Source organism: uncultured Jatrophihabitans sp. (assembly GCF_964246335.1).
Taxonomy (GTDB): domain Bacteria; phylum Actinomycetota; class Actinomycetes; order Mycobacteriales; family Jatrophihabitantaceae; genus Jatrophihabitans.
Genome location: NZ_CAXTQF010000012.1, coordinates 53,056 through 67,518, shown reverse-complemented (window position 1 = coordinate 67,518; position 14,463 = coordinate 53,056). Strand labels below are relative to the sequence as shown.

The window sequence follows — 14,463 nt, the reverse complement described above, 5'->3', positions numbered from 1 at the left end:
AAGGGCATCACGATCCTCGCCAAGAACACCGCGGTGCGGTACGGCGATCACCGCCGACCTGGTGGACAGGCTGGCCTTGTTCTGCTCCGCCTCGGACAGCGAGTCGCCGCGCAGCGTCCAGGCGCCGAAACCGAGGAAGGCCACCGCGGCCAGCAGTGAGATCCAACCGGTGGGCAGCGCGGCGCCGAGGCCGAACCCGACGCCCACCGACACGGCGTGTACGACGGAGGTGGCGACCGAGATGCCGATGAGCACCGGAAGTGCCCGGTAGCGGGTGGCGAAGGTCATCGCCATCAGTTGTGACTTGTCGCCCAGCTCGGCGACGAAGATCACGCCGAAACTGATAAGCAGCGCACTGCCGAGGTCGTAGAGCACGACGACGCCACCCGTGGGCGGTGCGTCCAGCGCTGCGGTGATCCGGTCGAACGACGTGCCGAGCCCGCCGTCGTCGGTCCCACCCGCCGCCACCAGGTCGACGTCCGGCGCCATCTGCCGGGCCAGCTCGACCACCCCGTCGGCGAGCGCCGTCGAGTGCGAGACGACGACGAGCCGGACGGCTGCGCTCACGCGGCGCCGGACAATGCGCCGGCGGCCTGCGCCAGCGCGCGCAACAACAGCGCGGTCGACTGCGCGCCGGGGTCGCGGTGGCCCGCGCTGCGCTCGCCCAGATAGCTGGCCCGGCCCTTGCGCGCGACCAGCGGCTCGGTGGCGGCGGCGCCCTCCTCGGCCGCCATAGCCGCCGCTGCCAACAGGGCAGCGACGTCGGCATGCTCACCGGCGGCGGCGTCGACCGCCGGCGTCAGTGCGTCGACCATGGTCTTGTCCCCGGGTTCGGCCTTGCCGCGCTGCACCACGCCGTCGCGCGCAGCGGTGAGCGCGGTCAGCACTGCCGCGGTATCGAGCTCGGCGATGTCGCCGACCGCCGTGGCCGCGCGGAGGAACGCCGTGCCGTACAGCGGACCGGACGCCCCGCCGACCGTCGAGATCAACGTGGTGGCCACCAGCTTGAGGACGGCACCGGGCGTGTCCGGCGTCCCCGCGTCGAGTTTGGCGACCACGGCGTCGAAGCCACGCCGCATGTTCTCGCCGTGGTCGCCGTCGCCGACGGCGCGGTCGAGCGTCGTCAGCTCGATGTGATGCTCGTCGATGGTGGCCGCCATCGCGCGCACCGCACGCTCGGCCGGCGAGCAGTCGGGCATCAGACGCCCCACCGCAGGGCGGCGGTGTGCACCGGCGCGTCCCACAGCTGTTCGAACTCGTCGTCCAGCTTCAGCAAGGTGATCGACATGCCCTGCATCTCGAGGCTGGTGATGTAGTTGCCGACCAGCGAGCGGGACACCTCGATGCCGCGCTCGGCCAGCTGCGTCCGCGCGGCGCCGTAGGCCAGGTACAGCTCGACCAGGGGCGTGCCGCCCATGCCGTTGACGAACAGCAGCACCCGGTCGCCGCTGCCGTAGGGCAGATCGTCCACGACGGCGTCGAGCAGCATCGCGACGATGCGGTCGGCCGGCTCCACCTTGACGCGCTCCCGGCCGGGCTCGCCGTGGATGCCGATGCCGATCTCCATCTCGTCGTCGGCCAACTCGAAGCTGGGTTCGCCCGAGTGCGGCACGACGCACGGGGTCAGCGCCATGCCCATCGAGCGCACGTTGGCGTTGACCCGTTCGGCGACGTCTGCCACGCCGGCGAGGTCGTCACCGCGGGCGGCGGCCGCGCCGGCGATCTTCTCCAGCAACACGGTCCCCCCGACCCCGCGCCGCCCGGCGGTGTACGTGGAGTCCTTCACCGCGACGTCGTCGTCGACCACGACGCTGCGCACCTCGATGTCCTCGGCGGCCGCGAGCTCGGCGGCGGTCTCGAAGTTGAGCACGTCGCCGGTGTAGTTCTTCACGACGTGCAGCACGCCCGCCCCGCTGCTGGCCGCCTGCGTCGCGGCGAGCACGGCATCGGGCGTAGGCGAGGTGAACACCGGGCCGGGCACCGCGGCGTCGAGCATCCCGGGCCCGACGAAACCGCCGTGCAGCGGCTCGTGTCCGGACCCGCCGCCGGACACCAGCGCCACCTTGCCCTGCACCGGCGCGTCGGCACGCACCACGAAGTCCGGCCCGTACCGGACGGTCAGCAGGTCGGCGTGGGCCGCCGCGAAGCCGTGCAGCGACTCGGTGACCACGTCCTGCGGATCGTTGATGATCTTCTTCACAGCCGCCTCCAGGGCCGAGCCGCACCGGCGCGGCCGCTTGGGTCCTGCCTACTCGGCGGGGCTCCTGCGAACAAGGCGCCCACTCCTACCCGGCAACGGTCGCGATTCGCGGCGGACGCACGACCCTGCTGGGTAGAACTGCGGGTCCGGCAGCGTTGCGCCGCCCGGCAGGATGGGCGGCATGCCGAACATCGCCACGAACACCGACGTCGATACCGCCGAACTGCTCGACTTCGTCCGACCGCGCCACCAGATGGTGCTCGGCACGCGCCGCCGCGACAGCGCGCCGCAGCTCTCGCCGGTGACCGGCGGCGTCGACGACGCGGGCCGCATCGTGATCTCGAGCTATCCGGAGCGGGCCAAGGTCGCCAACCTGCGGCGTGACCCCGCCGCCACCGTCGTCGTGCTGTCCGACACGTTCAACGACGCCTGGGTGCAGGTGGACGGCACCGCCGAGGTGCTCGACATCCCGGAAGCGCTCGAGCCGCTCGTCGAGTACTTCCGCAGCATCAGCGGCGAGCACTCGGACTGGGACGAGTACCGGCAGGCGATGCGCGACCAGGGCAAGTGCCTGATCCGGATCACGCCGGTGCGGTGGAGCCCGGTCGCCACCGGCGGCTTCCCGGCCCGGCTGGCGAAATGACCGACGCCGGCCCGCCGATTGCGCGGTTCAAGGATCTGAGCGTCGACGCCACGCAGCCCGCAGTCCTCGGTGAGTTCTGGTCGCGCGGGCTGGGCCGTACGTGGCGCCCGCACGACGACGGCGACGGACAGGTCGACGGCCCGACGCCGCAGCACACGATCTGGGTCGACGCCGTGCCGGAGCCGAAGACGGTCAAGCACCGCGTGCATCTCGACATCTACGTCCGCACGCTCGACGAGCTGACGGCACTGGGCGCGAGCAGCGTCGAGCCGTTCCCGCGCTGGACGATCATGGCCGATCCCGAGGGCGGCGAGTTCTGTGCGTTCCTGCGCGACCCGGTCCCCGCGGAACGGCTGCACGGCCTCGTCGTCGACTCGGCCGACCCGATCGCGAACGCCCGCTGGTGGGCGGGCGTCTACGGCGCCCGGCTCGACGAGAAGGACGGCTGGGCGACGCTCGAGGACGTGCCCGGCATGCCGATCCTGACGATGGACTTCGTGCCGGTCCCCGAGCCGAAGACGGCGAAGAACCGGGTGCACTGGGACGTCGTCGGCGACACCCGCGCGCTGCTCGAACGCGGCGCGACGCTGCTGCGCGCCCGCGACGACGAGATCCGATGGGACGTCCTCGCCGACCCGGAGGGCAACGAGTTCTGCGTCTTCGCTGCGGGCGCGTGAGCACGGCGGGGCCGCAGGCCGGCGGTCGGTCCCGCGCGTCCTAGTGGATTGCCCGCAGGCGTGCGGGCAATCCACTAGGACGAGTCGAGGACCTAGGTCAGGCCGCCGCTTGCACCCACGCGCGGTCCCGCGGGGCGCAGTGTCCGCGGGGACCGCGAACCCATGCAGTGGTCAAGCGTCGAGCGACCAGTCGACCGGTTCGGCACCCTGCTGCTCGAGCGCGGCGTTGGCCCGACTGAACGGTCGTGAGCCGAAGAAGCCGCTGGACGCGGACAGCGGGCTGGGGTGCGCCGACTTGATCACCGGCGTGTCGCCGAGCAGCGGCTGCAGGTTCTGCGCGTCCCGCCCCCACAGGATCGCGACGAGCGGCGTACCCCGCGCCGCGAGTGTGCGGATCGCCTGCTCGGTGACCGGCTCCCAGCCCTTGCCGCGGTGCGACGCCGACGCACCGGGGCGCACCGTCAGCGACCGGTTGAGCAACAGCACACCGTTGCGGGTCCACGCCGTGAGGTCGCCGTGCTCAGGCACGTCGATGCCGAGGTCGTCGTGCAGTTCCTTGTAGATGTTGACCAGGCTGCGCGGGATCGGCCGCACATGCCGCTCGACCGCGAACGACAACCCGATCGGGTGGCCCGGCGTCGGGTACGGGTCCTGCCCGACGATCAGGACCCGGACGGCGTCGAACGGCTGGGTGAACGCCCGCAAAACGTGCTCGCCGGCCGGCAGGTAGGTGCGGCCCGCGGCCACCTCGGCGCGCAGGAAATCGCCCATCGCGGTGATCCGGTCACCGACCGGCTCGAGGGCCCGCGCCCAGCCCGCGTCGACGACCTGGTCGAGCGGCGCCCGCGCCGGCACGGTCAACCCCGGACGGCCGCGAGCACGGCGCCGGCGGCGTCGGCCACCGGCACGTCCTGCCGCTCGTCGGACCGGCGGTCGCGCAGCTCGACGGTGCCGTCGGCCAGTCCCCGGCCGACGATGACGATCGTCGGCACGCCGATCAGTTCCGCGTCCTTGAACTTCACGCCGGGCGAGACGTTGCGGCGGTCGTCGTAGAGCACCCGCACGCCGTCGCGCTCGAGCTGCGCGGCGAGGTCGTCGGCGGCGCGGAACACGGCATCGTCCTTGCCGGTCGCCACCAGGTGTACATCGGCCGGCGCGACGGAGCGCGGCCAGCACAGCCCCTTGTCGTCGTACGTCTGCTCGGCCACCGCCGCGACGGCGCGGGTGACGCCGACGCCGTACGAGCCCATCGTCACCGTCACCGGTTTGCCGTTCTGGTCCAGGGCGCGCAGGCCGAACTTCTCCGCGTAGACCCGACCGAGCTGGAACACGTGGCCCATCTCGATGCCGCGGGCGATCTCCAACGGTGAACCGCAGATCGCGCACCGGTCGCCGTCGCGGATCTCGACGGCGCCGATCTCGCCGTCCGGCTCGAAGTCGCGCCCGCGCACGACGTGCGCCGCATGCTTGCCCGGCTCGTTCGCGCCGGTCACCCATTCGCTGCCGGGGACGACGAGCGGGTCGACCAGGAACCTGATCTTCAGCTCGCGCAGGTTCTGCGGCCCGATGTAGCCCTTGACCAGGCCGGGGGCCGTGGCAAGGTCGTCCGGACCGGCCTGCTCGACCTCGACGGGCTCGAGCTGGCCGGCCAGCCGCTTGAGGTCGACCTCGCGGTCGCCCGGGACGCCGACGACGAGCAGCTCCCAGCGGTCCGCGCCCGGCTCGCGGGTGCGGAGCACGACGTTCTTGAACGTGTCGGCGGCGGTATAGGGCTCGTCGCGCAGCCCCAGCTCGTTGAGCCGGCTGACGAGCGTGTCGATGGTCGGCGTGTCCGGGGTGTCGAGGACCTGTTGCTGGGGGTGGTCGACCGGATCGCTCGGCTCCGGCGCCGCGATGACGACGGCCTCGGTGTTCGCCGCGTAATCGCAGTTGGTGCACTGCACGAACGTGTCCTCGCCGGACGCGGCCGGCACGAGGAACTCCTCCGACGCCGAGCCGCCCATCGCGCCCGACACCGCGAAGACGATCTTGTAGGTCATGCCCATCCGGGTGAACATCCGCTCGTACGCGTCGCGGTGCGCGCGATAAGCGGTTTCCAGTCCCTCGTCGGACAGGTCGAACGAGTACGAGTCCTTCATGATGAACTCGCGGGCCCGCAGGATGCCGGCCCGCGGGCGCGCCTCGTCGCGGTACTTCGTCTGGATCTGGAACAGCGCGAGCGGGTAGTCCTTGTACGAGGAGTACTCACCGCGCACGAGCAGCGTGAACATCTCCTCGTGCGTCGGGGCGAGCAGGTAGTCGGCGTCCTTACGGTCGCGCAGCTTGAACAGCAGGTCGCCGTAGGCGTCCCAACGGCCGCTCTCCTGGTAGATCTCGCCGGGGATGAGCGCCGGGAAGTGCACCTCCTGCGAGCCGATGGACGCCATCTCCTCGCGCACGATGGCCTCGATGCGCGCGAGGACCTGCAAGCCGAGCGGCAGCCAGGAGTAGATGCCGGGCGCAACGCGCCGCACGTACCCGGCGCGCACGAGCAGCTTGTGGCTCGGCACCTCTGCGTCGGCGGGGTCGTCGCGCAGGGTGCGCAGGAACAACGTGGACATCCTCAACACCGGCCCCAGGCTAGTGCTCGGCGGAAAACAACTTGCGCGTCCCGGCGATGCTGATGAGCGCGAAACGTCGACTTGTCGTCAGGAGGTGCCCGGATGTCCGTCTCCGTTGCCCGGGCGCGCTGCGCCCGGCCCGCATCCCACCTCCTCGCCCACTGACCCGACCGGACTCCCGCGCGGGCCAGCAGGCCCTCGCTCCCGGAGCCCTTCAGTGCAATTCGACCTGACCGACGATCTTCCCTTCCACGAACCCGACTACTCCAGCTGGGACGTCGCCCAGCACGGCCCCGTGCCACGACCCGACTGGGTCGTCACCGAGCTGCGCGCCGTCGACACCGACCTCGGCGTACTCAAGACCGGCAAGGAGGCGGACGTCCACCTGGTGCGCCGCGCGGTGCCGGACGGCCGCGAGTGCCTGCTCGCCGCCAAGCGCTACCGCCCTGCGGAGCGGCGCCTGTTCCACCGCGACGCCGGCTATCAGGAGGGCCGGCGCACCCGCCGCACCCGCGACACCCGCGCGCTCGCCAAGCGCACCGCGTACGGCCGCGAGCTCGCCACGGCGCACTGGGCCATCGCCGAGTTCGCCGCCCTCGGCGAACTGTGGTCGGCGGGCGCGCCGGTGCCCTACCCGGTGCAGCTGCACGAGTCGGAGCTGATGCTCGAGTTCGTCGGCGAACCCGACGGCACCGCTGCGCCGCGCCTCGCGCAGTACCGCCCGGACGGTGCCGAGCTGGCCGACCTGTTCGCGCAGTGCACCGACGCGATGCGGTTGCTCGCCCGGCTCGGCTACGCGCACGGCGATCTCTCTGCGTACAACATGCTCGTGCACGACGGGCGGCTCGTGCTCATCGACGTGCCGCAGATCGTCGATGTCGTGGCCAACCCGCGGGGCATGGAGTTCCTCCAGCGCGACTGCGCCAACGTCACCCGCTGGTTCACCGCGCGCGGGTTGCAGACACCGGAGCTCGACGAGCTGTTCGGCGATCTCGTCGCGGAGGCGCTGTCGCGTTGGTAACGGTGCGCGCGCCATGTGCGGGCGCTCCGGTTACGGTCAACAGGTGACCGATTACGACCTCGTCATCGTCGGGTCCGGCTCGGGCAACTCGCTCGTGACCCCCGAACTCGAAGACTGGAAGATCGCGATCGTCGAGGAAGGGGTGTTCGGCGGCACCTGCCTGAACGTCGGCTGCATCCCGACCAAGATGTTCGTCTACCCGGCCGACCTCGCGCACCACGCCGACGAATACGACAAGCTGGGGCTGAACGGTCCGGCGCCACGCGCGGACTGGCCGGCCATCCGCGACCGCATCTTCGGCCGGATCGACCCGATCTCGCGCGGCGGCCGGGACTACCGCAAGTCCGGCAGCCCGAACGTGACGCTCTACGAGGCGCATGCCGAATTCGACGGGCCACGGTCGCTGAAGCTGTCCACCGGCGAGACGATCACCGGCCGGCACGTCGTGCTCGCGGCGGGGTCGCGGGCGATCGTGCCGCCCGAGGTCGCGGACAGCGGCGTCCCCTTCCACACGTCGGACACGATCATGCGGCTGGAGTCCCTGCCGGAGCGGCTGATCATCCTGGGCGCCGGGTACATCGCGTGCGAGTTCGCGCACGTGTTCAGCTCCTTCGGCACGCACGTCACGATGGCTGCGCGCTCGACGCTGCTGCGCGAGCTCGACGAGGACATCGCCACCCGGATGGCCGACATCGTCAGCGCCCGCTGGAACCTGCACCGCGGCGTCAACGCCAGGTCAGTGTCCGGCACGGCGGGTGACATCCGCGTCGAGCTCGAGGACGGCACCGTCCTCACCGGCGACACCCTGCTCGTTGCCACCGGACGCAAGCCCAACGGCGACCGGCTCAACCTCGAGGCCGCGGGCGTCGACACGCACGACGACGGACGGATCGCCGTCGACGCGTTCCAGCGCACCAGCGCGGAGAACGTCTGGGCCCTGGGCGACGTGTCGACCGAGCACCAGCTCAAGCATGTGGCGAACCTCGAGGAGCGGACGGTCGCGCACAACCTGGCGCACCCGGACGCGATGGTCGCCAGCGATCACCGGTTCGTGCCGTCCGCGGTCTTCACCCACCCGCAGCTGGCGTCGGTCGGGCTCACCGAGGAGCAGGCGCGCCGGTCCGGGCGGCGGTACGTCACGAAGGTGCAGGCCTACGGCGACACCGCGTACGGCTGGGCGATGGAGGACAAAACCAGCGTGTGCAAGCTGATCGCCGACCCGGTCAGCTGTCAGCTGATCGGTGCGCACCTGATGGGCGAGCAGGCGTCGGTGCTCATCCAGCCGCTGATCCAGGCGATGAGCTTCGGCCTCGGCGTGCGCGAGATGGCCCGTGGCCAGTACTGGATCCATCCCGCGTTGACCGAGGTCGTCGAGAACGCGCTGCTCGGTCTCGAGCTCGACTGACTAGGTTGCGGTGATGAGCGACTCCTACACGGGCGCGGTCCAGGTCGGCGGCGAGATGGACGTGCGGCGGCTGCCGGCGTTGACGATCGTCAAGGTCGCCGTCGGAAGCATGTCGAACAACGCGTACCTGTTGCGCTGCACGCAGACCGACGAAGGCCTGCTGATCGACGCAGCCGCCGAGCCCGAGCGGATGGTCGACATCAGCGGTTTCGAGGGGCCGCCGGTGTCGGCGATCCTCACCACGCACCGCCATCCCGACCATTGGCAGGCGCTCGCCGAGACGGCGGACTTCGCGGGCGCGGCCGTCTACGCCGGCGACGCGGACGCCGACGAGCTGCCGGTCGCCGTGGACGAGCGCCTCGACGACGGCGACGAGATCTCGGTCGGCGACGTGTCGTTGCGCATCATCGGGCTGCGCGGGCACACGCCCGGCTCGATCGCAGTGCGCTACGACGACCCGGAGGGCGTCACGCACCTGTTCACCGGCGACTCGCTGTTCCCCGGCGGCGTAGGCAAGACCGGTTCGCCCGCCGACTTCACCTCCCTGCTCGACGACGTCACGCATCGCGTGTTCGACGTCCTGCCCGACGACACCTGGTTCTATCCCGGCCACGGCGACGACTCGACGCTCGGCGCCGAGCGCCCGCACCTCGCCGAATGGCGCGACCGCGGCTGGTAGGTCGCGGCCCTCTCGGCTCAGAGCGTGGCGAGTGCCGCCAACCAGAGCGACGTCAGCCGGTCCACCAGGTCGGCCTGCGACATGCGCACCCGCCGGGTCAGGACCGCCACGATGAGCTCGATCGAGCCGGCCATCAGGAACAGCACGAGCACTCGCGCCTCGCGACGGCGCTGCCCCGGCAGGGCATGCAACACCGGCAGGTTGTCGATGACGATGTCGGCGAAGTCGTCGACGAACTGCTGCTGCCGCGTCCGTAACGCGCGGTGGCCCGCCGTGGCGACCAGCAGCACGTTCGCCTTGCCGGCGTCGGTGGCGACGACGCCGTAGCCGGCCGAGATCGCGGCACGCACCTGGGCCGCGGTGTCGTCCGGCGTCACGGTGTCGAGCGCACGCACCGACGCCGACTCGACCTCGTCGGTCACCGACACCAGCGCGGCGACGAGCAGTGCGTCGAGGTCGGTGAACGCTTCGTAGAAGTACCGGGCGGTCAGCCGAGCCTGCGCGCACACCGACCGCACGCTCACCCCGGCCAGCCCGTCCGCGGCCAGGCAGGCGAGCGCCGCGTCGATCAGCGCAGTGCGGCGCGCCGCGGCGCGGTCACCGGCCGAGACACCGCGGTAGGCGCGGCTGCTCTGCGCACTGGTCATCGTCGACCTCACCTCCGATCGCCTTCCCACCCGAGATGGTCGCGATCTGACGGAATCGAGCGACCATGTCGGGTGGGAAGACGACAGGGTCTGCACTTGAAGTTGACAACAAGTGTTATCACACTAGCGTCGACGACATGGCGCAGCAGCAGATGCCGGGCGACGGCGGCCTGCCGTTGATCGGGCACACCTACGGGTTCATGACCGGCAGGCTCACCAACACCACCGAGATCTACGACAAGTACGGCCCGGTGTCGTGGTCGCACGCCGTCGGCAAACGGTGGGTGCACGCCGAGGGCCCGGACGCCTGCGGTGCCGTGCTGCAGGACCGGGACCGTGTCTTCGACGCGAGCGGCTGGTCGCTGATGATCGGCCCGTTCTTCAACCGCGGGCTGATGCTGCTCGACGGCACCGAACACCACCGGCACCGCCGCATCATGCAGGAGGCGTTCACCGCCGACCGGCTACGCAACTACCTCACCCCGATGAACCGGACCATCGCACACACGCTGGACGGGTGGACGCCCGGCGAGCGGCACTTCTACCCGTCGGTCAAGCAACTGACCCTCGACGTCGCGACCCGGACCTTCATGAACTCGGACGTGCAGGGCGCGGAGGCCGATCGGCTCAACCGCGCGTTCGTCGACTCGGTGCGCGCCGGCACGGCCGTCATCCGCAAGCCGGTGCCCGGACTGCGCTGGGCCCGCGGGCTGGCCGGGCGCAAAGTGCTCGAGGACTACCTGCGCCCGCGTGTCGCGCAGGCCCGCGAGGGGTCCGGCGAAGACCTGTTCAGCGCGCTGTGCCACGCGCGCGGCGAGAACGACGAAGCCTTCACCGACGACGACGTCGTCAACCACATGATCTTCCTGCTGATGGCCGCGCACGACACGTCGACCATCACGCTCACGACCATGGCGTACTTCCTCGCCCGCTACCCCGAATGGCAGGAACGTGCCCGCGCGGAGACGCTGGCGCTCGACTCCCCCGTCGCCGACTACGACGCCTTGGACCGCCTGACGTCGCTCGACCTCGTGATGAAGGAGGCGCTGCGGCTCGTCGTGCCCGTGCCGTCGCTGATCCGCCGCGCGAACGCCGATACCGAACTGCTCGGTTTCCCCGTCCCGGCCGGCGAGTACGTCGCCGTGCACCTGTGGGGCGTGCACCACATGCCGCACGTGTGGCCGGACCCCGAGCGCTTCGACCCGGAGCGCTTCGCCGAGGGTCGTCGTGAGGACAAAGTGCACCGCTACGCCTACGTCCCGTTCGGCGGCGGCATTCACAAGTGCATCGGCATGTTCTTCGGCGGCATGGAGGTCAAGGCCGTCATGCACCAGCTGCTGCAGCGCTACCGGTTGACGCTGCCGCCGGGCTACCGGATGCCGGTCGACTGGTCGTCGCTGCCGCGCCCGCGCGACGGCCTGCCCATCGAGCTGCGGCCGCTGCACGGCTCCGTGACACCATCAGCTGACCTGACCCGCGCCGCGAGCTGACCGACCGGCCGCACGCGGACGCCGACCCGAAGGAGCCGCACGACGTGACATCCGCCGACCCGACCGACACCGCACCACTGGCCGGCAAGACGTTGATCATGTCCGGCGGCAGCCGGGGCATCGGCCTGGCCATCGCCGAGCGCGTGGCGCGGGACGGCGCGAACGTCGCGCTCATCGCGAAGACGGACAACCCGGATCCGCGGCTGCCCGGCACGATTCACACTGCCGCGCAGGCGGTCGAGGCGGCCGGCGGTCAGGTGCTGCCGATCGTCGGCGACATCCGCGACGAGGACGGCGTGGCACAGGCCGTCGCGCGCACGGTCGAGCAGTTCGGCGGCATCGACATCGTCGTCAACAACGCCTCGGCCATCAACCTCACCAACATCGGCGACCTGCCGGCCAAGCGCTACGACCTGATGCTCGACATCAACGCCCGCGGGACGTTCGTGCTCACCAGTCTGGCCCTGCCGCACCTGGCGAAGTCGGCGAACCCGCACGTGCTGACGCTCTCGCCGCCGCTGGACATGGACCGCAAGTGGCTCGCGAACTTCGCGCCCTACACGGTCAGCAAATACGCGATGACCATGCTGACGCTCGGGGTCGCCGAATCGCGCCGCGCGGACGGCATCGCCGCCAACTGCCTGTGGCCGCGCACGCTGATCGCGACCGCAGCGGTGCAGAACATCGTGGGCGGCGACGACGGGTTGGCCGGTTCGCGCAAGCCGGAGATCGTGGCCGACGCGGCCTACGAGATCCTGCGCCGGCCGGCGCGCGAGTGCACCGGCAACACCTTCGTCGACGACGACGTGTTGGCCGACGCCGGCGTGACGGACCTCGACGCGTACCGCCTCGACCCCACCAGCAGCGCGGACCTCGCCCTCGACATCTTCCTGTAGGGCTGCGGTTCGTGGCGCGGCACGCATTCCTGGACGCGCCGACGCCGCTCGTCTTCGCGCACCGCGGCTTCGCGGCCGGTGCAGATGCCGGCCTGGAGAACTCGATGCGCGCCTTCGAGGCGGCCGTCCGGCTCGGCTGCCGGTATCTCGAGACCGACGTGCGGGTCAGCGCCGACGGCGTTGCGCTCGCGTTCCACGACGCGAGCCTCGACCGGGTGACCGACCGTCGCGGGCGGGTGGACGCGCAGAGCTGGGCGCGGTTGCGGCACGCGCGGATCGGCGGCCGCGAGGCCATCCCGCTGCTCACCGACGTGCTCGCTACGTGGCCGGACGTCCGGGTGAACCTCGACGTCAAGAGCGACCGCGGCATCAACCCGACGATCGACGCGATCCGCCGGACGGGCGCGCTCGACCGGGTGTGCGTCGGCTCGTTCGCGACGAGCCGCATCGCGGCGGTACGCCGCGCGCTCGGGCCGGCGCTGTGCACGTCGCTCGGCCCACGCGCCGCGCTGCGACTGCGCCTGCACGGCCCCGGACCGCGTCGCACGCAGGCGGGGCAGTGCGCCCAGGTGCCGGCCCGGATCGGCGGCCGGCAGTTCCTCGACGCGCGGTACCTGGCCGCCGCGCAGCGCCTCGGCCTGCAGGTGCACGCCTGGACGGTCAACGACCCGGCGGAGATGACGCGCCTGCTCGACCTCGGTGTCGACGGCATCATCACCGACCGAGTTGATCTGCTGCGGACGCTGCTCGTCGAACGCGGTGAGTGGTTCGGCCGCTCGCCGACGACCGGCTAGGGTCGTTCGCCGTGGCTGCGTCTTCTGTACCGGACGCGGTTCCCGGTGGCGAGCACGAGAGCGCACTGTCCGCGGTGCCTGCCGCAGGTAACCGCCGGGCGACACCGATGCCGGCGCACCTGAAGTTCTTCTACGGGCCGATGGACTGCGGCAAGTCCACGCTCGCGCTGCAGATCGATCACAACCATGCCCGGCAGGGCCGGCACGGGATGCTGCTCGTCCGCTACGACCGGTCCGGGCGGCCGACCATCACGACCCGCGTCGGGCTCGCGCGCGACGCCGTCGAGGTGGACGACGACACCGACCTGCGCGCGCTGGTGCGCGGCCGGTGGGCCGCCGGCAGGGCGCTGGACTACCTCGTCGTCGACGAGGCCGGCTTCCTGACCGAGGCGCACGTCGACCAGCTGGCCGAGCTCGTCGACGACCAGCACGTGGACGTCTACTGCTTCGGCCTTGCCACCGACTTCCGCACCCGGATGTTGCCGGGGGCCAAGCGATTGTTCGAGCTGGCCGACGAGCTGCATCCGGTGCACGTGGAGGTGCTGTGCTGGTGCGGTCGGCCCGGGCAGCTCAACGCCCGGGTGGTCGACGGCGTCGTGGTGCGCGACGGCGCGACGGTCGTCGTCGCGGACACCGGTGCGGCTTCCGGCCGAGGACCCCAGGACACCGAGGAAGACGTGCACTACCAGGTGCTGTGCCGAATGCACCACCGGCGCGGCGACCTGGGCGCGGACCCGGCAGGTACCCGCGGCCAGCTGTCCCTCGACGTCTGACCCGCCGACACCTCACACGTCTGGCATGCCACTGAGCGGTAGAGATACCGCTACCAGCGGGTCGGGAATCCTATCCCCGTAACACTCGTTAAACAGGGTGAACACGAATCGAACCCCCGGGAGGTGCCGACATGGCAGACCGCACACTGCGCGGCAGCCGGTTGGGCGCAATCAGCTACGAGACCGAATACGGCGCGGAACCCGCGCCCCGCAACGTCGCTGCCTACCAATGCGCACGCGGCCACGAGTTCAACGTCCCCTTCTCCGAAGAGGCCGAGATCCCCAGCACCTGGGAGTGCCGCCTCGACGGCACCGCGGCGCAGTTGGTCGACGGTCCGGAGCCGGAGGCGAAGAAGGTCAAGGCTCCGCGTACGCACTGGGACATGCTGATGGAGCGGCGCACGATCGCCGACCTCGAAGAGGTGCTCGCCGAGCGGCTGGACGTTCTCCGCGCCCGGCGCGGAGCGAAATCCGCCTGACGCAGCCAGCGCACGACCACCGACGCCGCCCGGTCCCGCCGGGCGGCGTCGTCATGTCCGGCACCGGCAGAGGCGTCGACGACCGCCGTCAGGGCGCCGGCGGCTCGCTGCCCCCGGCAACCCGCGGCGGCGTCGGCGCGGGGGGCGGCGGCGGGCGGC

General features: G+C 71.3%; 16 protein-coding genes. 10 read left to right on the top strand and 6 right to left on the bottom strand.

What is annotated here, in order from left to right; all coding sequences use genetic code 11:
- From ACFFCN_RS05835 to dhaK, 3 genes are all read right to left on the bottom strand, one after another.
- Window positions 1-567: TMEM165/GDT1 family protein (locus ACFFCN_RS05835; protein WP_375490195.1), on the bottom strand; the 567-nt coding region annotated here is incomplete at its 3' end.
- Window positions 564-1,199: a dihydroxyacetone kinase subunit DhaL gene (gene dhaL / locus ACFFCN_RS05830; RefSeq protein WP_375490194.1), complete on the bottom strand. Its 636-nt coding sequence runs from the start codon at window positions 1,197-1,199 to the stop codon at window positions 564-566. The genes dhaL and ACFFCN_RS05835, both read right to left, overlap by 4 nt.
- Window positions 1,199-2,200 (bottom strand): dihydroxyacetone kinase subunit DhaK, encoded by a 1,002-nt coding sequence (gene dhaK / locus ACFFCN_RS05825; protein WP_375490193.1) that lies wholly within the window; start codon window positions 2,198-2,200, stop codon window positions 1,199-1,201. Before dhaK ends, dhaL begins: the two co-directional genes overlap by 1 nt.
- 181 nt (window positions 2,201-2,381) lie before the next feature.
- On the opposite strand from dhaK, the gene ACFFCN_RS05820 reads away from it, so the two are divergent.
- Together ACFFCN_RS05820 and ACFFCN_RS05815 are read left to right on the top strand one after the other, a co-directional pair.
- Complete coding sequence (locus tag ACFFCN_RS05820) at window positions 2,382-2,843, top strand: PPOX class F420-dependent oxidoreductase (RefSeq protein ID WP_375490192.1); 462 nt, start codon at window positions 2,382-2,384, stop codon at window positions 2,841-2,843.
- Complete coding sequence (locus ACFFCN_RS05815; protein WP_375490191.1) at window positions 2,840-3,520, top strand: VOC family protein; 681 nt, start codon at window positions 2,840-2,842, stop codon at window positions 3,518-3,520. Before ACFFCN_RS05820 ends, ACFFCN_RS05815 begins: the two co-directional genes overlap by 4 nt.
- A 171-nt stretch (window positions 3,521-3,691) precedes the next feature.
- On the opposite strand, the gene ACFFCN_RS05810 is transcribed toward ACFFCN_RS05815, so the two are convergent.
- Entirely contained in the window at window positions 3,692-4,375 is a 684-nt protein-coding gene (locus ACFFCN_RS05810) for a uracil-DNA glycosylase (RefSeq protein WP_375490190.1), read from the bottom strand.
- A 2-nt stretch (window positions 4,376-4,377) separates the two neighbouring features.
- Window positions 4,378-6,120, bottom strand: coding sequence for a proline--tRNA ligase (locus tag ACFFCN_RS05805; protein WP_375490199.1), 1,743 nt, complete (start codon window positions 6,118-6,120; stop codon window positions 4,378-4,380).
- 115 nt (window positions 6,121-6,235) lie between these two features.
- Between ACFFCN_RS05805 and ACFFCN_RS05800 the strand changes: the two genes are divergently transcribed.
- From ACFFCN_RS05800 to ACFFCN_RS05790, 3 genes are read left to right on the top strand one after another with little or no spacing between them, the layout of a single operon-like run.
- On the top strand, window positions 6,236-7,141 hold the full coding sequence (locus ACFFCN_RS05800) for a serine protein kinase RIO (RefSeq protein WP_375490198.1): 906 nt from the start codon (window positions 6,236-6,238) through the stop codon (window positions 7,139-7,141).
- 43 nt (window positions 7,142-7,184) lie between these two features.
- Window positions 7,185-8,546: a mycothione reductase gene (locus tag ACFFCN_RS05795; protein WP_375490189.1), complete on the top strand. Its 1,362-nt coding sequence runs from the start codon at window positions 7,185-7,187 to the stop codon at window positions 8,544-8,546.
- Between the two features lie 13 nt (window positions 8,547-8,559).
- Window positions 8,560-9,225 carry an MBL fold metallo-hydrolase gene (locus tag ACFFCN_RS05790; protein WP_375490188.1) on the top strand — a complete coding sequence of 222 codons (666 nt, stop codon included), beginning with the start codon at window positions 8,560-8,562 and terminating at the stop codon, window positions 9,223-9,225.
- Window positions 9,226-9,242: 17 nt separating this feature from the next.
- Here the strand turns inward: ACFFCN_RS05790 and ACFFCN_RS05785 are convergent, their stop codons facing one another.
- Window positions 9,243-9,872 (bottom strand): TetR family transcriptional regulator, encoded by a 630-nt coding sequence (locus tag ACFFCN_RS05785; protein WP_375490187.1) that lies wholly within the window; start codon window positions 9,870-9,872, stop codon window positions 9,243-9,245.
- A 137-nt stretch (window positions 9,873-10,009) separates the two neighbouring features.
- Between ACFFCN_RS05785 and ACFFCN_RS05780 the strand changes: the two genes are divergently transcribed.
- The 5 genes from ACFFCN_RS05780 (at window position 10,010) to ACFFCN_RS05760 (ending at window position 14,304) form a co-directional block, all read left to right on the top strand.
- Window positions 10,010-11,362, top strand: coding sequence for a cytochrome P450 (locus ACFFCN_RS05780; protein WP_375490186.1), 1,353 nt, complete (start codon window positions 10,010-10,012; stop codon window positions 11,360-11,362).
- Window positions 11,363-11,406: 44 nt separating this feature from the next.
- A complete protein-coding gene (locus tag ACFFCN_RS05775) occupies window positions 11,407-12,258 on the top strand; it encodes an SDR family oxidoreductase (RefSeq protein WP_375490185.1) in 852 nt (283 codons plus the stop codon).
- Between the two features lie 11 nt (window positions 12,259-12,269).
- Complete coding sequence (locus ACFFCN_RS05770; RefSeq protein ID WP_375490184.1) at window positions 12,270-13,052, top strand: glycerophosphodiester phosphodiesterase family protein; 783 nt, start codon at window positions 12,270-12,272, stop codon at window positions 13,050-13,052.
- 11 nt (window positions 13,053-13,063) lie between these two features.
- The gene (locus tag ACFFCN_RS05765) at window positions 13,064-13,825 is read left to right on the top strand and encodes a thymidine kinase (RefSeq protein WP_375490183.1); all 762 of its coding nucleotides are present in this window, start codon (window positions 13,064-13,066) and stop codon (window positions 13,823-13,825) included.
- Between the two features lie 131 nt (window positions 13,826-13,956).
- Entirely contained in the window at window positions 13,957-14,304 is a 348-nt protein-coding gene (locus tag ACFFCN_RS05760; RefSeq protein WP_375490182.1) for an RNA polymerase-binding protein RbpA, read from the top strand.
- Window positions 14,305-14,463 lie beyond the last annotated feature (159 nt).

Bases quoted from the DNA above. Each gene is read 5' to 3' on its own strand.
- ACFFCN_RS05785 (WP_375490187.1), bottom strand. From the start codon at position 9,872: ATGACCAGTGCGCAGAGCAGCCGCGCCTACCGCGGTGTCTCGGCCGGT.
- ACFFCN_RS05820 (WP_375490192.1), top strand. From the start codon at position 2,382: ATGCCGAACATCGCCACGAACACCGACGTCGATACCGCCGAACTGCTC.
- ACFFCN_RS05805 (WP_375490199.1), bottom strand. From the start codon at position 6,120: ATGTCCACGTTGTTCCTGCGCACCCTGCGCGACGACCCCGCCGACGCA.
- ACFFCN_RS05760 (WP_375490182.1), top strand. From the start codon at position 13,957: ATGGCAGACCGCACACTGCGCGGCAGCCGGTTGGGCGCAATCAGCTAC.
- ACFFCN_RS05815 (WP_375490191.1), top strand. From the start codon at position 2,840: ATGACCGACGCCGGCCCGCCGATTGCGCGGTTCAAGGATCTGAGCGTC.
- ACFFCN_RS05780 (WP_375490186.1), top strand. From the start codon at position 10,010: ATGGCGCAGCAGCAGATGCCGGGCGACGGCGGCCTGCCGTTGATCGGG.
- ACFFCN_RS05790 (WP_375490188.1), top strand. From the start codon at position 8,560: ATGAGCGACTCCTACACGGGCGCGGTCCAGGTCGGCGGCGAGATGGAC.
- dhaL (WP_375490194.1), bottom strand. From the start codon at position 1,199: ATGCCCGACTGCTCGCCGGCCGAGCGTGCGGTGCGCGCGATGGCGGCC.